Raw genomic sequence first — 19,702 nt, forward strand, 5'->3', positions numbered from 1 at the left:
CAAAAAATCGGCGCAAGCTCGTCAACGCATCCGCGTTCGCTTGACCATTTTTTGCGGGATCGGGAACCGAACGATCCAGAAAATCAATCGAGGAGTTACGATGTTGTTTCGCTCGAGCGCCGCAATTTGCGGCGTCGTAGTGCTGCTTGCCATTTCTGTTACCGTTGCTCGAAGTGAAATGGCTGCAGTTCATTCAAGCGCCGTCGTCATTGCCGCTTCTGGGGATGCGATCGTTGGCGCAGCATCCACGTACAATCCGTTCCGGCCGGGATGGCGGGAGGGCGGCCCGAACACAGCCTCCGGCGAGCGCTATGAGCCCACTGTCTGGGCGGCTGCCATCAAGACGAGTCTGCGCCAGAAATTTGGTGGGGTCCGATATGGCGCGAGGCCGAAATATGCTCTCGTTGAGGCTGTAGGCAAGAAGGTCATCGTCAAGATAAATGACGTGGGGCCGCTGACGCCTGGCCGCATCATTGACCTTAATGAGCGGACGATGCGCCATTTCGATCCAAGCCTGCAGCTCGGGGTAATTTACGGCGTAAGCGTCAGGCCGCTTTCCGGCGACTATTGGATCCCCGGACCGGTTGGCTGAACATCGCAAGGCACTGGTACGGCCCAATTTGCGTTGCTGCCGCCCTGGTCCGATCCTCAAGTTTCGATGACCAGTGCGGGGCCACCGATTTGCGCGCCGTGACAGCCGATCGGCGAAAAGTGCGGTTCAACGGCAGAGGGCGCGCCGTCAACCAGAACGTCAATTCTCTGCCGCAGATGATCAACCAGATATTCAGCGCCGACAGTCATGCAGCCATGATGTCCCCATGGCACCTCGACCACGTCGAGTTGAGAACTGAGATGCCGCCACGCCCGGCCGTCGTGTTCGGCCGCGTAAAAAGTCACGGGGACCTCAAGCGGTGCCGGAAGATACTGCGCCATTGCGGCTGAATAAGCGTGCCACAACGCCGGCGGAATCTCGAGCTCGGCAGTCGTAATCGGCGCGCTCGTCGACGCCTTGGAGTAACGCTCCAGCTCCGCCATTTTTTCAAATGCCCAGCGCAGAGGGTAAAGCGGAAGCAGGGGCTTCATCAGCCCGATGATCGCCCGCGGCACCGGACGGGCACTGACGGTCGGCGGGTCGACCATCGCCACCATATCAACCTTGTGGCCGGCTGCCATCAGCAGGCGGGCTGTTTCAAACGCCACCATGGCGCCGTTGCATTTGCCGCCCAGGAGGAAAGGACCGCTGCTCTGCCTCTCCAGAACAAGCGGCAGGCGGTCGGCGGCCATCTGCTCGATCGACGGCGGAATCCGCTCCCCATGAAGACCATGGGGATCGATCGAAACGATTGGATAATCGGGCCCGAGAAGCTCTACCATCCGCCGCATACCCGAGTGGCCGCCAACGAGGTTCCCATTGAAAAAGAACAGGGGGGGCCGATCGCAACTGGCACCGAACTGGAAGAACGGCGTCGCCGGGGTGCCTGTCTGCATGGCGATTTTTGGGACAAGTTGGCGGATGGTTTCTGCCCCATACAGAATCGTTTCCGGTAAGCGGTGGCCGATGAGCCGCTCGACTTCGATGAGCATTTCCATCGCTAGAAGGGAGTCACCACCGCTGGCGAAAAAATCATCGTCGATCGTCACAGCCTCGGACTTGAGCAGCCTCCGCCACAGGGTCAGCAATTCAGCTTTCAGATCCAATGGCCCTTTGTTCACAGCTTGCACGGGCATCGCGCCCTGATCACCCAACAGCCCGTCGAGCGACTCGCGCAGCCGTCGCCGCTGAACCTTTCCCGTCGCCCCCTTTGGCAGTTGGTCGAGGATCAGAATGCGCCGCGGAATCTTGAACGAGGCCAAGGCGTGTTGCAGGAACTGGCGAAGCTCCGCAGGTGTCGCCTGCGCACCAGGATGGAGAACGATGGCGGCTGCGACGTCCTCGCCAAGGCGTGGATGGGGGATTGCGAAAGCAGCGGCCTCGGCTATGGCGGGATGGCGCAGTAGCGCGGATTCGACCTCAGCAGGGGCGACTTTCTCACCGCCGCGGTTGATCAGTTCGCTCAGGCGCCCGTGCAGCGACAGGAAGCCGTCTTGGTCGAGGCTGCCGATATCGCCCGTGCGAAACCAACCCTCTTTGAAAGCAGCTTGATCGAGTTCCGGCGCATCGAGATAGCCAGACATCACGGTGGGGCCGCGAACCCAGACCTCGCCCCGCTCGCCAGCTGGTAAGGGATGTCCATCCTCACCAACAATGGCCACGGTATCAGGCCAAGGTTGCCCGCAAGTCCCTGGCCTGTTTGGACCGGGCGACGGCTGGTTGGTGGCGATTTGCGCGGCTTCGCTGGAACCATAATGCTCCAGCACCGGCACGCCCAAAATGCGCTGCAGGTCGTTCTGCACCTCCTTCGGGAGTGGCGCGCCGCCCGATACAACGAACCGCAGGGTGTGCGCCGCCTGCGCATCCTCAAGGCTTTTTGCCTTGTCGAGCACGGCAGTGTGGAGCGTGGGACCCGCCGAGTACCAGGTCGGCCGCAAGGCATCGAGCCATTCATCCAGCGCCACGATGGCAAAGTTCGCCGGGACAGCAATGCTGCCGCCCGTCAGCAGTGGTGTGAAGACCGTTACTTTGAGCCCATGGGAGTAGTGAGGGGACGACACGCTCAGGCAGCGGTCCTCAGGCGTGAGGCCGAACCAGGCCTGAAGCCGTGCGGCCGCCGCCAGCATATTGCTATGACTGAACGGAATGAGCTTCGGCTGCGCGGTCGTGCCCGACGTCTGCAGGATGAAGGCAGGCGAGCCCGGATCAGGCTCGGCGTCGATCGCAGGCGAGTTGGAGACCTGCACGGCGATATTTAGTCCAAGCTGACCGTGTCCGATCGGAGCGGCTTCGATCACGGCAATCGTTCTCCGCTCAGCCGCCTGGCGCGCTTCAAAGGCCCTGCCTTGCGGCACGAGAAGCGCGTCCAGGCGCAGCATGTCGAGACGTTGATCGAATTCCGCCTCGGACAGTCGCGGATCGAGAGGAACCGCGATGCTGCAGCAGGCCACTGCCACGATGGCGAGAACCGCCTCCGCGCCGTTCGGCATCAGTACCCCGATCCGGGTCTTGCAATCGAACCCGGCCAAACGAAGCTGCCGACGGATGCCATCCAACTGGCCCTGAAGATCGCGGTACGTCAGCGGCGCAAACTTGGTGGAGACGATCGCAGGCTGGTCCGGGAACCGGCTGGCAGTCCGACCGATGACTTGGCCCAGCGTGCATTGGACCTCGGGCTCTGCGCCGTCGCCGACGGACGAGGCTCCCTCGGACCAGATCGCGCGAGCGGAGTTCGCGTTTTCCAGGAGCAAATTCGTCACACAAGCCTCCCGTGACCACAAGGATGTGACCGCTGTGTGCCGCCGCTACACCAAGCCACTGCAATCGCAGTGGCAAGGATTACACCCACCTCCCCACTGACCGGACAACTGGCAATGATGAGTACCTCGGATGGGTAGGTGAATTCTGCCTTATGGAGTTCTGTATCCGTTGGCAGCGTATCGGGCACGCGATAGAGCTCTGGCGCATGGCCTTTCCTACGAAAATGGTCGCAGGCAGGCGTTGCTCGTCATGTAACAGGGGTCGCCCGCCTTGTTTGCTCACGTGCGGCCGGCCAGGCTCCGATGGGCGCGGATGATTCTATGTCTCTATTCCGGTTTCACCCACCACTGGCAATTCGCAAGCGAGGCCTGAGAAGTGCAATACTAGCGGGCCTGGGCCGCGGCACGCATAGCTGGCCAGCTCTTCTTGTGCTGAAGGGGCTCAATGCCGCACTTATGGCGGTATCGAATTTTGTCCTCGCGTATGTGCTGATTCGAACAGTTGGCCTCGAGTCGTATGCTTTTATTGCGGGCTTGCTGGCGGTCGCTGCTCTCGTGGTGCAATGCGATCTCGGAATTACCGTTCTGACATTTTCCGAACTGCGGTCTCACTACCTGGGTGAGGTTCACAAACGTAAGGCGAACCAGGGTGACCATGACCTGGTGCGAGCGACCGTGACGATCTACACCGCGATCGCTGCCATCGCCGTCACAATTCTGGGTGTGGCGTTGATTGCCGGCATTGTTCCTGTCGCACATCATGGCATCGCCTACTTCCTGATTTTCGCCGGAGCTGTCTGTCCGTTGCCACGTATGCCGCTTCGCGCGGCCATCAACGCCAGGGATGGCTTTGTTTGGACGGAGGGCGTTGATCTGGTGAGACGTGTTGCGATCCTGGCGGTGACCATCGCGATGCTTTTTGGCCTTTCGTTTGTCGCATATGGCGCGCTGAGCTTGTTCATATGGGTGACGTCGATAGCAGCTCTGGTCTGGCTCGCCCGCCCACACGGCTTTGCATTGCAGAGTGGAGTGTTTTTCAAGGGTTTGCTTTTTCTGAGGCGCAAATTTCGGAAGGCGCGCGCGGCGGTCGTGTCGTCATCGGCTGAGTTTGTGATCAGCATTTTTCCGTATTACTTGCTGTCTGCAACAGGGGATGGATCGGCAATTGTCGCGTTCGATATGTTCCATAAGGTGTCGCGCTTCGCGATGGTGACCTACCTGATTGGCGCAGAAACGGCCCTCCCTCATCAAACGCGCGCGCTACATAACGCAAATGCGTCCGGATTGGGTAGGGCAACTGCGGCCGGATTCCTGTTGGGTTTATTGCCGATGACCCTGGGCATTGTCGCGGTCTCCATGTTCGGCGAAAGGATATTTGGTACTATTTTGAACCATAGCGGAATAGTCTCGCCGACCATGCGCACGGCACTTTGTGCAATGCTCGTGTTCATGCTGATACAAACAACGTGCGCATTTGTGCTGGTCGGCGCGGGAAAATTTGAGGCGCTCGCCCGTCGCGCCAACATTACCCTTGCGGGGATGGTGCTGATCAGCGCTCTTATGTTTCTGTTTCATTGGAGCATCGACACGTTTATCGTCGCCTATGTGTGTGTCTATGGAGGAGGCGCTTTGCTGTACGCAGCGTGTCTGTATTCGCTGAGCAGATCCTTGTGGGAAAAGAGCTCTCACGCCTTCAAAATGGGAACGTAAATCGGCGATGGAAATGTGCCAATCTGCGGTGGCGCCGGCGGCTTCTCACGAAAGCAGGGGAGAGGCAATCGCCCGCAAGGACGCTCGACGGGATTGTTGCGCGTATCCGGCCAGGCTTCGATCACTTCACAGGTATCCTGCGGTTTTGCGTTGACATCAAACTGTGATGCATTGGACCATGGCGCACGCGTTCATCGCACCGGTCGCAAACTCAGAACAACAAGAAGCTGAAAATGATGATCCTCTATTCCGCAGCGCTTAGCATGTTTGGTGCCAAGGTCCAGATCGCCCTGATCGAGAAGGCAGTCGATTTCCAGCTGGTCATGGTGCCATACGATCGCGATCGCGGCTACGAGCCGAAACATCCCGAGGTGCTGCGGGTCAATCCGAAGCGGCAGGTGCCGGTGCTGATCGACGGTGACGTGGAGATTTTCGACTCGACACAGATCTTCGAGTACCTGGAGGACGTGCAACCGGCGCCGCCGCTGTGGCCCCGCAAGCCCGCCGCGCGGGCCGCCGCGCGCCTGCTCGAGATGAAATCCGATGAAGTTTACTTCCCGCACGTCGTTAAGTTGATGGGACTGCAGGACAGGCCCGACGACCCGACCGCAGTCGCAGCACGTGACCGTGCGTCACGCTATTACCTGGAGATGGATGCGCTTTTGGCTGATCGCGAATGGCTCGCTGGCGATTACACCTTTGCCGACATTGCGTTCTACATGGCTGCCCTGTTCGGTGAACGCATGGGAGCGGTGCTGGGGCAGGAGACGCCGAGGCTGCTTGCATGGCGCGACCGCATGACCTTGCGGCCCGCCGTGATGCCGGTTGTCACCGCGCTGGCGCGTTACCTGTCGAGTCAAGGGCGACCAGTGCCGGGATGGCTCGATGCAGCCGTGAGATAGCCGAGCGGCGTTCACCCCAGGCGCCAACGCGCATCATGAGCCGCGATACGGTCCAGGCGGTCGTCGATAATCTACATCCATTCCGCCCCCTTCCTGCGGCCTGGATTGAGCGGTATCAAGGAGCTGCTCGGGCGGTGAGCTGTTGCCCCCGACGCCAGCAGGGGTCGTTACATGGCATTTGAACTGTTCCAACTGACCGGCCAAAGGGCGCTCATTACCGGCTCGTCGCAGGGCATCGGCTTCGCGCTGGCGCAGGGCCTTGCCGAACACGGCGCCGAGATCGTCCTCAACGGCCGCGACGCCGGCAAGCTGGAGGCGGCCGCGGCGAAACTCAAGTCCGCCGGACACAAGGTATCGGTCGCCGGCTTCGACGTCACGAACGCGCAAGCCGCCAAGGATGGCGTCGGGGCGATCGAGCAGAATACCGGGCCGATCGATGTCCTGATCAATAACGCCGGTATGCAGTTCCGCTCGCCGCTCGAAGACTTTCCCATCGAGAGATGGGAGCAATTGCTCGCCACCAACATTTCGAGCGCGTTCTATGTCGGCCAGGCCGTCGCCCGCCACATGATCCCGCGCGGCCGGGGCAAGATCATCAACATCGCCTCGGTGCAGAGCGAACTCGCGCGCCCGGGCATTGCGCCCTACACCGCAACCAAGGGGGCGATCAAGAACCTGACCCGCGGCATGTGTACCGACTGGGCCAAATACGGCCTGCAGATCAACGCGCTCGCGCCGGGTTACTTCAAGACCCCGCTCAACCAGGCGCTGGTGGACAATCCGGAATTCTCGGGCTGGCTCGAAAAGCGAACCCCTGCCGGACGCTGGGGCAATGTCGAGGAGTTGGTCGGCGCCGCCGTGTTCCTGTCCGGCAAGGCGTCGTCCTTTGTCAACGGGCACACGCTCTATGTCGATGGCGGGATCACCACCAGTCTGTAAGGTTCGTGCCGCGGGAGTTTCACCATGAAAGCCGTCGTCATCCATGCCGCCCGCGATCTGCGGGTCGAGGAACGTGAACCCGAGGCCGCCGGCGCGGGACAGGTCGAGATCGCCGTCGAGGCCGGCGGCATCTGCGGCTCGGATCTGCATTATTTCAACCATGGCGGCTTCGGCACGGTGCGGGTGCGCGAGCCGATGATCCTCGGTCACGAAGTGGCCGGGACCATCAGGGCGCTGGGGACGTCGGTATCCGGGCTTGCGATCGGCGACCGCGTCGCGGTGTCGCCGAGCCGGCCCTGCAACGCCTGCGACTATTGCCTGAAGGGCCAGCAGAACCAGTGCCTCAACATGCGCTTCTACGGCAGCGCGATGCCGATGCCGCATATCCAGGGTGCCTTTCGCCAGCGCCTCGTCGCGGAAGCCTGGCAATGCCACAAGGTCGCCGACGGCGTCTCGATCAACGAGGCGGCATTTGCGGAGCCGTTCGCAGTTGTCCTGCATGCGGTCAACCGCGCCGGATCGCTGCTCGGCAAGCGGGTGCTGGTGACGGGATGCGGCCCGATCGGCGCCCTGGCGATCGTGGCGGCGCGTCTGCACGGTGCGCGGGAGATCGTTGCGACCGACGTCATGGCCGCGGTTCTCCAGAAAGCGCTCGGGCTCGGCGCCGACCGGGTGATCAATGTCGCTGAAGCCCCCGATCAACTCGGCGCCTATTCGGCCAACAAGGGCTATTTCGATGTCCAGTTCGAGGCGTCCGGCAACGAACGGGCGGTCCGCTCGGGGCTGGAGGTGCTCAAGCCGCGCGGCATCCTGGTTCAACTCGGCCTCGGCGGCGACGTTTCGATCCCGCAAAACATGGTGGTGGCCAAGGAGATCGAAATGCGCGGCACCTTCCGCTTCCATGAAGAATTCGGACTCGCCGTCGACCTCATCAACCAGAAACGGGTGGATCTGGCGCCGCTGCTGACCGGCGTTTTTGGACTGGAAGAGGCGATACACGCCTTCGAGGTTGCGGGAGATCGCAGCCGATCCATGAAGGTTCAGCTAAGCTTCTGAAGATACCGGACAAAGATAACAGGGGGAGTAAAAAATGAAGCTCGTACGTCTGTTGGGTGCGGTGGCGTGCCTGATCCTGTTTCAGGCTTCGGCAATGGCGCAGGAAGTGTCGCTGCGTCTCGTTACGGCCTTTCCGGAAAACAGTTTTTACGTTTCCCATCTTTTGAAGTGGGTGAAATCGGTAAACGAGCGCGGCAAAGGGGTCCTGCAGATAAACTTCATTGGCGGCCCGCGCGCCATTCCCACATTTGAAGTCGGCAACGCGGTGAAGACGGGTGTCGTCGACATAGCCCTGTCGACGGGGGCTTTTTACACCAATGTCATGCCCGAAGCCGATATGTTGAAGCTCGCTGAAAGGCCGGTCGCTGAGCAACGAAAGAACGGAGCCTTCGACTACATCAACAAGGTGTGGAACGAGAAAGCCAACATGCAGTACCTGGCACGGATGGTCGAGAACCAGCCGTTCCATCTCTATCTCAACAAGAAGATCGACAAGGCGGACCTTACCGGCCTCAAGATCCGGATCACGCCGGTTTATCGCGAGTTTTTTCAGGCGCTCAATGCGAATGTCGTCACGACTGCTCCAGGTGAAGTCTATACAGCGTTGGAGCGAGGGGTTGTTGATGGCTATGGCTGGCCGATTGGCGGGTTGTTCGACCTGAACTGGCAGCAGCACACCAAATTTCGCGTCGATCCGGGCTTTTACGATGCGGAGGTTTCCATCATCGTCAATTTGGACAAATGGAAGGGCCTTACCGAGAAGCAGCGTGACTTCCTGAGCGGCATGGCGTTGGAGCTGGAGGCCGGCAACGGCTTCTGGAAGCAGTACGCCGTCGATGAGGAAAAGCGGCAGGCGGATGCCGGCATCCAGACGATCAAGCTGGATGGCGACAAAGCGAAGGTCTTCGTCGATACCGCCTATAGCGTCGCTTGGGCGGCTGCGAGCAAGGCGAGCCCGGTGCATGCTGAAAAGCTGAAAGCGTTGTTCGGGAATCGCTGATATTTGCGACGTCCGCCAGTGTCGAGAGTGTGGTCAATGGATGTGCTGGATCGGTCGATTGGCAGGCTTTGCCTCGCGTTGGTATCCTTGGCATGTGCGTTACTGTTCGGGATGATGTTGGTCATTTGCGTTGACGTGTTCTTGCGCAATGTGGCCGTGCCAGGGATGCCGCGCGGCTTCGCTTTGGCCAGCGACTTGTCCGAGTCTGCGATCTACCTGATGACCTTGCTGTCGGCGCCGTATCTGTTGCGAAGCGGTCGGCATATCCGGATTGACATATTGCTCCACATGGTGCCGGCGCGGATCGGCTGGCTGATGGAGTTGTTTGCTGCCTGCGCGATGTTGGCTTGTTGCGTTACGATGGTCTGGTACGGCTTCGTTGTTACCGGGCGAAGCGCGGGCAGTAGCGCAATGCTCATTAAAACGGTGGTTTATCCGGAGTGGTGGAGCCTGCTGCCGCTGCCGTGTGTGTTCGTGCTGTTGTCGCTCGAGGCAATCTTCCGGCTGCGAAGCCTCATTGACGGGCCGCGGCAGCCGCGCAACGAGCAGGTGTCGGTGTCATGATGAGTTGGGAAGCTGCAGCCTGGTTGCTGCTTGGTGGATCAACCGTTCTGATGTTCGCCGGATTGCCGGTCGGCTTTGCGTTTCTCCTCATCAATCTGATTGGAGCTTACCTTTTTATGGCCGGTGAAGCCGGCCTGTCCCAGCTCGTGCGCAGCTCGGTCTCCTCGATCACCACGTTCTCCCTGACGCCGATTCCGCTCTTTGTTCTGATGGGCGAAGTTCTTTTTCACACCGGTTTGGCGGTCAAGGTCATCGACGGAATAGAGAGGGTCATCAAGCACGTCCCGGGCAGACTTGCGGTGGTCGCGGTCGTGGCCGGAACCGTGTTCAGCGCGATTTCGGGATCGACAATCGCAACGACGGCGATGCTCGGCAGCCTGATGGTGCCGATCATGCTGTCGAGGGGCTATCATCCCACGATGGCAACGGGGCCGATCATGGCCATCGGCGCGGTTGATATGCTGATTCCGCCGAGCGCCCTTGCCGTTCTGTTGGGGAGTCTCTCCGGCATTTCGATCTCCAAACTCCTGATCGGGGGAGTTATGCCGGGCATCATTCTTTCGGTTCTCTTCGTCGGGTGGATTATCCTGCGCACGCTATCCAAGCCGGAATTGGCGCCCGATAGCGATTTCAAGGAATACAGCGGATGGGCGAGGTTCAGTCCGCTCGTGCTCTATGTGGTGCCGCTGGTTTCGATCTTCGGGCTTGTCGTCGGTGCGATGGTGGCCGGCTGGGCAACGCCGACAGAGTCTGCTGCGATCGGCGCTTTCGCGACGATCGTCCTCGCGGGCGTCTACCGGGCGTTGACGCCGAAAGTTCTGTGGCAATCCCTGCATGGCACGGTGCTTATTTCCGGGATGATTCTCTTCATCATCATCGGAGCAACGACCTTTTCTCAAATATTGTCTTTCTCCGGCGCCACCAATGGCATCGTCAACATCATCACGCAAAGCGGGCTGTCGGCCAACGCGCTGGTCATCGTCATGTTGTTGATCCTGATCGCGCTCGGCGTCTTCATCGATCAGGTCAGCATGATGCTGATCACGCTTCCCATCTTCATGCCGCTGGTGAACTCACTTGCGATCGACCCGGTGTGGTTTGGGGTGCTGTTCCTGATCTGCATGCAACTCGGAATGCTGCTGCCGCCCCACGGCCTGTTGCTGATGACGATGAAGGGGGTGACGCCGCCTCAAGTATCGATGGGGCATATCTTCCAGGCGGTCGTTCCATACCTCGTCATCAGCATTGCAGTTCTCGCGCTGGTCTATCTGGTGCCTGGAGTGGCGACCTGGATGACGAAGGCGCTGTAGCGCATAAGATCCGACATGATGCTGGCAAGGGATCGTCCTGACCGCATAGCCAGGCTCCCGGTTTAAGCGAAACGCAATATGACCGATTGGGTACTCAAGAAGGATTACTGAGTTCGCTCGATTGTGGAGGTGTGATTGTTGAGGACGACAATGGTCCCGCTACAGCTCAGCGCCGGACAGCGGCTTCCAGGAACTCCTGCACCGAGTGCGGCACCTCATCGAATTCAGGAAAGCGCCGACGCAACTCGTCGGCAATATCCACCGTGACGTCGCGCGACCAGCCCTCGGCCGTATTGAAGGCGACGATCCGCACCGGATGGCTAAACTGGTCTTCCAGAAGACGGCGGATCAGCGCCTCGCGGTCGGTGCCTTCCTCGTCTGCCTCGCACCAGGCGCGTCCGAGCCTGCCAAAATCGTTTAGCACCAGATAGATGTCGTGATCGCCACGATGCGGCACGATGGACGGGGAGCGAGGCATGCGGAGTAACTCCCGCGCGAGAACAGGGTATGGAACCTTACTCTGTTCCAAATCCGCTGTGTTTGGAAAATCCGAGGTAAATCAAACGGATGATAGATGAGGGCGCGATGGGAGCCTATGCTCACGCCGCTGGGCTTTCAGCGCATCTGGTCCAGCAAGCCTTGGCCTCAGCTCGCAAGCCTCCGAGCTGGGGCTTTTTCCTTCTGCGAACAGTCGCGCCTGAGCGTTTCCGGGGCCTGAGGTGCCAAAACGATCCCGGTTGCTGAAGTCATCGCGATGAGCGGTCGTGTCGACTGCCCGATCTTTTTCGATGGCCGTCTCAGCAGAGGCCGGCATCGTTGCCATCTGTGCCTCCAGCACGCCCGCTCGGCTTCCGCGATCATCGCCAGCGCAAGGCGCGCAGCACTGCAAACGACGCAGAGCAGTGCTTCCATTTTATGAGGGAAGAGCCGGTCCCTGTGCCTTTCGCGTAACACTCTCCAGGAAAGAAGTCTGAAGACACATATGCTGACTGTCCGGTGCTTGGATCGTTACCTAAATCTGCGACCTAAGATAATCGAATCGTTTCGGAGCGAGGCCTGAACGAGGCCCCTCCGAAACAGCTGGGAAGCGGACCATGAAGTCAATCAACAGCGCAGTGCTTGCCTCGGTAGCATGTCTCGTCGCCATGGGCGGAGCCCAGGCCGCGGATCTTCCAGTCAAGGCCAAGGCGGTCGAATATGTCAGGATCTGCTCCCTCTATGGAAATGGCTTCTACTTCATCCCGGGTACCGACACCTGCATCAAGCTCGGCGGATACCTGCGCGCCGATGTCACCCTCAACGGCGGTGGCATTCAGGGCACCCCGGCCTGGAGTGGCGCCGCGGGTCAACAAAGCCGGCTGAGCAACTACTATTTCGCGCGCGCCCGCGAAAACCTCAACATCGATACGCGTACCGCGACCGAATATGGCGTGCTCCGTACATACTTCGATGCGAATTTCTCCTGGACCTCGGGTACCTATGCCTCCACCGGCGCTGGCGGCACCGTTTACTCTGCGGCTGCCCAGGCCGGCGGCTTTGGTGGTGTTGGTAACCCCTCTGACGGCGGTCTATCCGGTGGTTCGTTCGCCCTCAACCTCGCGTTCATCCAGTTCGCCGGCTTCACGATCGGCAGGGCAATATCCCAGTTCGACGCACCATTCGCTGGCTATCCCGCCAACATCACGGACGCGCTGCTCGGCGGCCACTCCGACACGACAGGCGTGAACCAGTTCTCCTATACGGCGGATTTTGGTCAGGGCATCACCGGTGCGATCTCGTTGCAGGATCAGGTCACCTACTACCAGACCAATTTGTGGAACGCGTCCACCCTCACCGCGGCCAACTTCGCGGGCGGCGTGTATGGCGCCAATGCCTTCGGCGGCACGCGGGCTCCCGACATCGTCGGCATGCTTCGCGTCGACCAGGCCTGGGGCATGTTCCAGGCCTCGGTAGCCGCGCACAACATCCACGCGGCCTATTACGGCGGGACAGAAACTTCAGGTCATCCCAGCGACAAGTGGGGCTGGGCTGGTCAACTGGCCATGACGATCAAGAACCTGCCGACCGGCCCGGGTGACGACATCGATATTTCATTTGGCTATTCGGACGGTGCCAGCCGTTACGTCTGGCAGAGTCTGGTCGCACCCACCGTCGCCATGTATGGCAGCAGCGGCTTGGCTGGCGTTTACCAAGGCCTGAGTATTGGGGGCGTTTCTGACGGCATTTTCACGACCGGCAATGGGATCGAGACGACCAAGCTGTGGGGCTTTCGTACTGGCTACACGCACAACTGGAACAGCCAGTGGAATTCAGCGCTCTTCGGCTCCTACACGTCGGTCAGCTACAATGCCACGGCAAGAGGTTATATCTGCGCCACCGTCGCCACCTTCCTGACGCCCGGCTCGACCTGCAACCCGAACTTCAACGTCGCGCAGATCGGTGCGAACACGCGCTGGTCCCCGGTGAAGAACCTCACTTTCACGGGTGAGCTGATGTACACACTGGTAGATCAGCAATATTCCGGCGTCGCCGCCTTGCCGGCCGTCAGTGTCAAGCCGGCAGCCCTGTACGAACTCAAGGACCAGGGCACATTGTCACTCGCCTTCCGCGCCCAGCGCAACTGGTAAGACGGGCCTATGCTTGCGGCGGGTGGCTCATCTCGCTGAGCGACTGCCGCATGGCTTCCACCAGGTCCAAAGCCACTGGCGAGGGACTGCGCTGCGGCGGAAACACCGCAGCGAATTCGAAATCGATCCGCGGCAGGAAAGGCCGCGCCACGACGCCCCGGCTCTCGAACTCCTGCGCCGTGAACGGATCGCAGATCGCGACGCCAAGGCCGGACGACACCAGCCCGCACATGATTTCCGAGAGGCTGGTCTCGACCCGAAGCACCCGGCGGACATCGTCGCGATTGAAGGCCTGGTCGACCAGATGCCGGCCGGTCGATCCCGTCGTCAGGGACACGAAGGTCTCGCCTTCGAAGTCGCGCGGCTGCAGCGTTGCCTTGGCCGCGAGCCGGTGTCCGGTTGGCAAAACGGCGACGCGGGCCGGGGCCGGCAGCCGCACGCTCGACAATCCCGCATGGGCGATCGGCACTTCGGCGAAGCCGATGTCACATTGGTTGTTCAACACCCAGTCGACCACAATCGGTGAGATCACGCCGAAGAACGATAGGTTGAGGTTTGGCCGCTCCATCAGGAATCGCCCGGAGAGCCTCGGCAGATAGCCGTTGGACAGCGCCGGCAGGGCCGCGATCCGCAGCGTGCCGGTCCGGCGGCTGCGGATCTCTTCGGCTGCCGCCGTGATCCGCTCCAGACCGACGAAGGACCGTTCGACCTCCATGTAGAGGGCCGTCGCCGCAGCCCTCGGCACCAGTCCGGTGCCGCGCTTGTCGAACAGCTCCATTTTCAGCAGCGCCTGGAAGTCGCGCAGCAATCGGCTTACGGCCGGCTGTGTCACAGCCATCAGCTTTGCCGCCTCCGTCACGCTGCCTGTCAGCATCATCGCGCGGAAGGCTTCGACCTGCCGCGAATTGATCCGCGCCATCTTCTCTCCATCCATAACATTCCGGCATGAAGAGGGTGCCATTATTAATTGGACGACGAAAGCGTGGATTGCGATCTTTTTCATCAAGGTTGGAGATAGCTGATTTTTTGGGCGACGCCGGTCGGGAGCGGACCGGTGCAGGCCAAATCTCCGCGCGGATCCGACATGGCGTCGTACCGCGATACCGATACACGGGTCAGGACAGTTGCGCTCCGGGTGTCACCCAGCAAACGGATATGGAGATCGATCGATATGAAGCATCTCGCCCTTATCGGAGCCGTCAGCATTGCCGCGATCGCCTTAGCCCCGTCGGCGGGTTTGGCGCAGCAGAAGACGCTCTATGTCGCCGGTTACGGCGGCTCGTTTGAGAAGACGATCCGCGACGAGGTCATCCCGGCGTTCGAAAAGGCGAACGGCGTCAAGGTCGAATATGTCGCCGGCAACTCGACAGACACGCTCGCCAAGCTGCAAGCGCAGAAGGGCAACCAGCAGATCGATGTGGCGATCGTCGATGACGGTCCGATGTACCAGGCTATCCAGCTCGGCTTCTGCGGCAAGCTCGAAGGCCTTCCCGCCGATATCTACGAAGCCGCACGCTTCAAGGACGACCGCGCGGTTGGCATTGGTCTGGTCGCAACCGGCCTGATGTACAACACCAAAATCTTCGCGGAGAAAGGCTGGGCGCCGCCGACCTCCTGGAACGATCTCAAGGATCCAAAATATCAGAAGCAGCTGGTCATTCCGCCGATCAACAACACCTATGGCCTGCACACATTGCTGATGCTCGCCAGGATGAACGGTGGCAGCGAGGCCAATGTCGACGCCGGCTTCAAGATCATCAAGGCCGACGTCAATCCAAACGTGCTGGCCTATGAGCCTTCGCCGGGCAAGATGACCGAGCTGTTCCAGTCCGGCCAGGCCGTGTTGGCCGTGTGGGGCACGGCCCGGGTCCAGAGCTTCGCCAACACCGGCTTCCCCGTCGACTTCGTCTATCCGAAGGAAGGTGCGGCCACGCTGCTGACGACAGCCTGTCCGATCACCAAGCCAAACGCATCGCTGCTTGCATCAGCATTCGTCAAGACGCTGCTTGAGCCGAAGATTCAGCTCGTGCTGCTGAAGGACTACGGCTACGGCCCGGTATTGAAATCGGTCGTGGTTCCGCCGGAGCTCGGCAAGATGGCGCCGATCGGCGAGCGCGCCGCGAAACTCTATACGCCCGACTGGACCGTCATCAACGACAAGCGCGAGGAATGGACCAAGCGCTGGAATCGCGAGGTCGAGCGCTGAGCCAAGAGCTGAGCCAAGAATTAAACCAAGACTCGGCGCCGGCGGACACGATTTCGGCGATGGCCCGGCGCGACGCCGCAGGCCCATCGTCGCGCTTTGCCACAGCAGCACCCGGAAGCATCCATGTCCTTTCTTGAGCTCGACCGTGTCGCAAAACAGTTCGGCACGCAGACTGTGGTCGATGACTTCAGTCTGACCGTCGGCAAGGGCGAGTTCGTCTCCTTCCTCGGTCCGTCGGGCTGTGGCAAGACCACGACGCTGCAGATGATCGCTGGCTTCCTCGATCCCTCTCGCGGCGCGATCCGTCTCGAGGGACGCGACCTGACCGTGGTACAGCCGGCGAAGCGCGGGCTCGGCATCGTATTTCAGAGCTATGCGCTGTTCCCGCATATGACGGCGGCCGAGAACGTCGCCTTTGGCCTCGAGATGCGGCGCGTGCCGCGGTCCGAGTGCCGCGAGCGCGTCCGCGCCACGCTGGCCATGGTCGGGCTCGCCGGCTACGAGGAGCGTTATCCGCGGCGGATGTCCGGCGGTCAGCAGCAACGCGTCGCGCTTGCCCGCGCGCTCGTGATCCGGCCGAGCGTGCTGCTGCTCGACGAGCCGCTGTCGAATCTCGACGCCAAGCTGCGCGAGGAGATGCAGATCGAGCTGCGCCAGATCCAGCGAAATCTCGGCACCACCACGATTCTCGTCACCCACGACCAGAACGAGGCGATGTCGCTGTCCGACCGGATCGTGGTGATGAGCCAGGGCCGCATCGAGCAGATCGGAACGCCGCAGGAAACCTACGAGCGGCCGGCTTCCGCCTTCGTGTCCCAGTTCCTCGGCAAGACCAATGATTTCGCCGCGACTATCGACCGGACCGCCACGCCGGGGCGGCTGATCGCGGGCTCCTGGAGCGCGCCGGCGCCGGCCGGCCTTGCGGGTCCGGTGACGGTCAGCATCCGCCCCGAGCGCATCGGCTTCGGCGACGCCGGGCTCGCGGCGAAGATCGTCACCCGCATCTTCCAGGGCAATCACTGGCTGTTCCAGTGCGAGAGCGAATGCGGCTCGGTGATCGTGATCCGCCAGAACGACGGCCAGAAGCAGCCCGTGGAGGGCGAGGCCGTCCGGCTCGCCTGGCGGCCGGAGGACATGAGCCTGCGCCGCGCCGGAGGCGCCGCATGAGCGCGAAACCTGCGACGGAGGGGCGCGATGCGCGCACGGCGTGGCTGCTGACCGCACCCGCGCTGATGCTGTTCGTCGGCGTGCTGGTGATTCCGCTCGCCATGACGGTGATGCTCTCGTTCCACGACTGGGGCCAGTACAAGGGCATCGAGCCGGTCTTCATCCTGAAGAACTGGCACGAGGTCGCGACCGATCCCTATTTTGCCGAGATGTTCTGGCGGACGTTCCGCATCGCGCTGCTGACGACGCTGATCACCGCCGTGCTCGGCGCGCCGGAGGCCTACATCCTCAACCGCATGAGCGGACGCTGGAAGAGCTTCTTCCTGCTCGTGATCCTTGGCCCGTTGCTGATCTCCGTGGTGGCGCGCACGCTGGGCTGGGCGCTGCTGTTCGGCGGCAATAACGGCCTCGTCAACAAGCTCCTGATGTCGCTCGGGCTGATCGGATCGCCGCTGCCCTTCATGTTCACCGAGACCGGCATCGTGATCGCACTCGCGCATGTGATGATGCCGTTCATGGTGCTGTCGGTCTGGGCCGCGCTGCAGCGCGTCGACCCGCAGATCGAGAACGCCGCTCTGTCGCTCGGCGCCGGCCCGTTCACGATCATCCGCCGCATCGTGCTGCCGCAGATCATGCCGGGCGTGCTGTCGGGCGCGATCATCGTGTTCTCGCTGTCGGCCAGCGCTTTCGCGACGCCCGCCATCATAGGTGGCCGCCGGCTCAAGGTCGCGGCGACGCTCGCCTATGACGAGTTTCTCAACACGCTGAACTGGCCGCTCGGTGCGGCGGTGGCGGTCCTGCTGCTGGTGGCGCTGGTGCTGATCGTCGTCGGCAGCAACGCGCTGATCGAGCGACGCTATGCCGAGGTGTTCCGATGAGGACGAACGGCCCGCTCGCGCTGACCTTCCATACGATCTTCGTCGTCATCATGCTGGCGCCGATCCTGGTGGTCTGCCTCGTCGCCTTCACGCCCGAGGGCTATTTGTCGCTGCCGACCACCAGTTTCTCGCTGCGCTGGTTCAGGACGATCGCGAACTATCCCGAGTTCGTCCATGCGTTCTGGGTAAGCCTCGGGTTGGGTGCTCTGTCCTCGCTGGTGGCGGTGCTGTTCGCGGTGCCGGCGGCGCTGGCCATCGCCCGTTACAGTTTTCGCGGCCGTGACACGCTCGCCGCGCTGTTCCTGTCGCCGCTGATGATCCCGCATGTCGTGCTCGGCATCGCCTTCCTGCGCTTTTTCACGGCGATCGGCATTGGCGGCAGTTTTGCAGGACTGCTGGTCGCGCATGTGGTGGTGGTGTTTCCGTTCGCATTGCGGCTGACGCTGGCGGCGGCGACCGGCATGGACCGCTCGATCGAGATGGCCGCGGTCTCGCTCGGCGCCGGCGATTGGACGCTGTTCCGCCGCGTGACGCTGCCGCTGATCCTGCCGGGCGTCATCAGCGGCTGGGCGCTGGCCTTCATTCAGTCCTTTGATGATTTGACCATGACCGTCTTTCTGGCGACACCCGGCACCGAGACGCTGCCGGTTCGCATGTTCCTTTACATCCAGGACAACATCGATCCGCTGGTGACATCAGTCTCGGCCAGCGTGATCGCGATCACCATGACCGCCCTGATCCTGCTCGACCGCTTCTACGGGCTCGACCGCGTGCTGGCCGGCAAGAACGACCCGGGGCGCTAAGGGGAACCCAAGGAAAACCTATGTCAAAGGACTATGACGTCGCTGTCGTGGGCGGCGGACTGCTCGGCTCCGCTATCGCCTGGGGTCTTGGCCGGCTCGGAAAGCGGGTCGTTGTGCTCGACGAGGGCGACGTCGCCAAGCGTGCCTCGCGGGCAAACTTCGCGCTGGTCTGGGTGCAGAGCAAGGGCCTCGGCATGCCGGCGTATACCGGCTGGACCATGCGGGCCTCCGAAACCTGGGGCAAGCTCGCCGCCGAATTGAAAGACCAGACCGGGCTCGACGTCGCCCTGCAGCAGAATGGCGGTTTCCACCTGACCCTTGGCGAGAATGAGTTTGCGCAGCGCGCGCAGCTTGTGACGCGGATGCACAACCAGGTCGGCGCGGCCGATTACCGGATGGAGATGCTGTCGGCCTCCGAGGTCAAAAAGATGCTGCCGCTGATTGGGCCGGAGGTCTCCGGTGGCAGCTTCTGTCCCTGGGACGGGCACGTCAATTCGCTGCGCACCTTCCGCGCCTTCCACACCGGGCTGAAATTGTTCGGCATCGAATACTTTCCCGAGCGGCCGGTCTCGGCGATCGCGCGTCGCGGCGGCGAATTCCAGCTCTCGACAGCGCAGGGCGAGATCCGCGCCGGCAAGGTTGTGCTCTCCGCCGGTAACGCCAACCAGTCGCTGGCGCCGATGGTCGGCCTGTCGGCGCCGATGGGTCCGACCCGCGGCCAGATCGTGGTGACCGAGCGCACCATGCCGTTCCTGCCGCATCCTCTGACCACCATTCGCCAGACCGACGAGGGCACGGTGATGATCGGCGACAGCAAGGAAGATCAGCTCGACGATCGCACGCTGAACCATGCGGTCAGCGCCGTGATGGCGGATCGGGCGCAGCGCACGTTTCCGCATCTGGCGCGCCTCAACGTCGTGCGCACCTGGTCCGGCATCCGCGTGATGCCGCGGGATGGTTTCCCGATCTACGATCAGTCGGAGAGCGCGCCGGGCGCGTTCGTCACCTGCTGTCATTCCGGCGTGACGCTGGCTTCCAACCACGCCTTCGAGATTGCGCGGATGGTGGCGGCGGGCGCGCTCGACCCGGAACTGGTCGGCGCGTTCTCGGCCCGCCGCTTTGACGCGAACCATGCTGCGACAGGCAGCGGCTATTACTGACATCGACACGACCCGAAGGGGCGAAGAGG

At 61.7% G+C, this 19,702-nt stretch carries 17 protein-coding genes; 14 read left to right on the forward strand and 3 right to left on the reverse strand.

Annotated features, from left to right (window positions below):
- Positions 1-100: 100 nt before the first annotated feature.
- The gene (locus JQ629_RS09685) at positions 101-592 is read left to right on the forward strand and encodes a septal ring lytic transglycosylase RlpA family protein (RefSeq protein ID WP_212268180.1); all 492 of its coding nucleotides are present in this window, start codon (positions 101-103) and stop codon (positions 590-592) included.
- Between the two features lie 56 nt (positions 593-648).
- Here the strand turns inward: JQ629_RS09685 and JQ629_RS09690 are convergent, their stop codons facing one another.
- Entirely contained in the window at positions 649-3,351 is a 2,703-nt protein-coding gene (locus JQ629_RS09690; RefSeq protein ID WP_349631240.1) for an AMP-binding protein, read from the reverse strand.
- 303 nt (positions 3,352-3,654) lie between these two features.
- On the opposite strand from JQ629_RS09690, the gene JQ629_RS09695 reads away from it, so the two are divergent.
- From JQ629_RS09695 to JQ629_RS09725, 7 genes are all read left to right on the forward strand, one after another.
- Complete coding sequence (locus tag JQ629_RS09695; RefSeq protein WP_212412449.1) at positions 3,655-5,061, forward strand: hypothetical protein; 1,407 nt, start codon at positions 3,655-3,657, stop codon at positions 5,059-5,061.
- Between the two features lie 233 nt (positions 5,062-5,294).
- Positions 5,295-5,963, forward strand: a complete 669-nt coding sequence (locus JQ629_RS09700; RefSeq protein WP_212412450.1) for a glutathione S-transferase family protein — start codon at positions 5,295-5,297, stop codon at positions 5,961-5,963.
- 171 nt (positions 5,964-6,134) lie between these two features.
- A complete protein-coding gene (locus tag JQ629_RS09705) occupies positions 6,135-6,902 on the forward strand; it encodes an SDR family oxidoreductase (protein ID WP_212268174.1) in 768 nt (255 codons plus the stop codon).
- Between the two features lie 24 nt (positions 6,903-6,926).
- Positions 6,927-7,958, forward strand: coding sequence for an L-idonate 5-dehydrogenase (locus JQ629_RS09710; protein ID WP_212412451.1), 1,032 nt, complete (start codon positions 6,927-6,929; stop codon positions 7,956-7,958).
- 34 nt (positions 7,959-7,992) lie between these two features.
- A complete protein-coding gene (gene dctP, locus JQ629_RS09715; protein WP_212412452.1) occupies positions 7,993-8,958 on the forward strand; it encodes a TRAP transporter substrate-binding protein DctP in 966 nt (321 codons plus the stop codon).
- Between the two features lie 36 nt (positions 8,959-8,994).
- Positions 8,995-9,522 carry a TRAP transporter small permease gene (locus tag JQ629_RS09720; RefSeq protein WP_212412453.1) on the forward strand — a complete coding sequence of 176 codons (528 nt, stop codon included), beginning with the start codon at positions 8,995-8,997 and terminating at the stop codon, positions 9,520-9,522.
- A complete protein-coding gene (locus JQ629_RS09725) occupies positions 9,519-10,832 on the forward strand; it encodes a TRAP transporter large permease (protein ID WP_249133011.1) in 1,314 nt (437 codons plus the stop codon). The genes JQ629_RS09720 and JQ629_RS09725 overlap by 4 nt, the downstream gene beginning before the upstream one ends.
- Positions 10,833-10,998: 166 nt before the next feature.
- On the opposite strand, the gene JQ629_RS09730 is transcribed toward JQ629_RS09725, so the two are convergent.
- Complete coding sequence (locus JQ629_RS09730; RefSeq protein ID WP_212412454.1) at positions 10,999-11,310, reverse strand: hypothetical protein; 312 nt, start codon at positions 11,308-11,310, stop codon at positions 10,999-11,001.
- 616 nt (positions 11,311-11,926) lie between these two features.
- On the opposite strand from JQ629_RS09730, the gene JQ629_RS09735 reads away from it, so the two are divergent.
- Positions 11,927-13,459 (forward strand): porin, encoded by a 1,533-nt coding sequence (locus JQ629_RS09735; protein WP_212412455.1) that lies wholly within the window; start codon positions 11,927-11,929, stop codon positions 13,457-13,459.
- A gap of 7 nt (positions 13,460-13,466) precedes the next feature.
- On the opposite strand, the gene JQ629_RS09740 is transcribed toward JQ629_RS09735, so the two are convergent.
- A complete protein-coding gene (locus JQ629_RS09740; RefSeq protein ID WP_212412513.1) occupies positions 13,467-14,378 on the reverse strand; it encodes a LysR substrate-binding domain-containing protein in 912 nt (303 codons plus the stop codon).
- A 252-nt stretch (positions 14,379-14,630) separates the two neighbouring features.
- On the opposite strand from JQ629_RS09740, the gene JQ629_RS09745 reads away from it, so the two are divergent.
- From JQ629_RS09745 to JQ629_RS09765, 5 genes are all read left to right on the forward strand, one after another.
- A complete protein-coding gene (locus tag JQ629_RS09745; protein ID WP_212412456.1) occupies positions 14,631-15,665 on the forward strand; it encodes an ABC transporter substrate-binding protein in 1,035 nt (344 codons plus the stop codon).
- 123 nt (positions 15,666-15,788) lie between these two features.
- Positions 15,789-16,832 carry an ABC transporter ATP-binding protein gene (locus JQ629_RS09750; RefSeq protein WP_212412457.1) on the forward strand — a complete coding sequence of 348 codons (1,044 nt, stop codon included), beginning with the start codon at positions 15,789-15,791 and terminating at the stop codon, positions 16,830-16,832.
- On the forward strand, positions 16,829-17,710 hold the full coding sequence (locus tag JQ629_RS09755) for an ABC transporter permease (protein ID WP_212412458.1): 882 nt from the start codon (positions 16,829-16,831) through the stop codon (positions 17,708-17,710). The genes JQ629_RS09750 and JQ629_RS09755 overlap by 4 nt, the downstream gene beginning before the upstream one ends.
- Positions 17,707-18,513 carry an ABC transporter permease gene (locus tag JQ629_RS09760; protein WP_212412459.1) on the forward strand — a complete coding sequence of 269 codons (807 nt, stop codon included), beginning with the start codon at positions 17,707-17,709 and terminating at the stop codon, positions 18,511-18,513. The genes JQ629_RS09755 and JQ629_RS09760 overlap by 4 nt, the downstream gene beginning before the upstream one ends.
- Positions 18,514-18,533: 20 nt before the next feature.
- Entirely contained in the window at positions 18,534-19,673 is a 1,140-nt protein-coding gene (locus tag JQ629_RS09765) for an NAD(P)/FAD-dependent oxidoreductase (RefSeq protein WP_212412460.1), read from the forward strand.
- The last annotated feature ends 29 nt before the right edge of the window (positions 19,674-19,702 follow it).

Source organism: Bradyrhizobium sp. AUGA SZCCT0222 (assembly GCF_018130205.1).
GTDB lineage: Bacteria > Pseudomonadota > Alphaproteobacteria > Rhizobiales > Xanthobacteraceae > Bradyrhizobium.

Coding starts and splice junctions, on each gene's coding strand:
- JQ629_RS09685 (WP_212268180.1), top strand. CDS start 101: ATGTTGTTTCGCTCGAGCGCCGCAATTTGCGGCGTCGTAGTGCTGCTT.
- JQ629_RS09695 (WP_212412449.1), top strand. CDS start 3,655: ATGGGCGCGGATGATTCTATGTCTCTATTCCGGTTTCACCCACCACTG.
- JQ629_RS09700 (WP_212412450.1), top strand. CDS start 5,295: ATGATGATCCTCTATTCCGCAGCGCTTAGCATGTTTGGTGCCAAGGTC.
- JQ629_RS09705 (WP_212268174.1), top strand. CDS start 6,135: ATGGCATTTGAACTGTTCCAACTGACCGGCCAAAGGGCGCTCATTACC.
- JQ629_RS09710 (WP_212412451.1), top strand. CDS start 6,927: ATGAAAGCCGTCGTCATCCATGCCGCCCGCGATCTGCGGGTCGAGGAA.
- dctP (WP_212412452.1), top strand. CDS start 7,993: ATGAAGCTCGTACGTCTGTTGGGTGCGGTGGCGTGCCTGATCCTGTTT.
- JQ629_RS09720 (WP_212412453.1), top strand. CDS start 8,995: ATGGATGTGCTGGATCGGTCGATTGGCAGGCTTTGCCTCGCGTTGGTA.
- JQ629_RS09725 (WP_249133011.1), top strand. CDS start 9,519: ATGATGAGTTGGGAAGCTGCAGCCTGGTTGCTGCTTGGTGGATCAACC.
- JQ629_RS09730 (WP_212412454.1), bottom strand. CDS start 11,310: ATGCCTCGCTCCCCGTCCATCGTGCCGCATCGTGGCGATCACGACATC.
- JQ629_RS09735 (WP_212412455.1), top strand. CDS start 11,927: ATGAAGTCAATCAACAGCGCAGTGCTTGCCTCGGTAGCATGTCTCGTC.
- JQ629_RS09740 (WP_212412513.1), bottom strand. CDS start 14,378: ATGGCGCGGATCAATTCGCGGCAGGTCGAAGCCTTCCGCGCGATGATG.
- JQ629_RS09745 (WP_212412456.1), top strand. CDS start 14,631: ATGAAGCATCTCGCCCTTATCGGAGCCGTCAGCATTGCCGCGATCGCC.
- JQ629_RS09750 (WP_212412457.1), top strand. CDS start 15,789: ATGTCCTTTCTTGAGCTCGACCGTGTCGCAAAACAGTTCGGCACGCAG.
- JQ629_RS09755 (WP_212412458.1), top strand. CDS start 16,829: ATGAGCGCGAAACCTGCGACGGAGGGGCGCGATGCGCGCACGGCGTGG.
- JQ629_RS09760 (WP_212412459.1), top strand. CDS start 17,707: ATGAGGACGAACGGCCCGCTCGCGCTGACCTTCCATACGATCTTCGTC.
- JQ629_RS09765 (WP_212412460.1), top strand. CDS start 18,534: ATGTCAAAGGACTATGACGTCGCTGTCGTGGGCGGCGGACTGCTCGGC.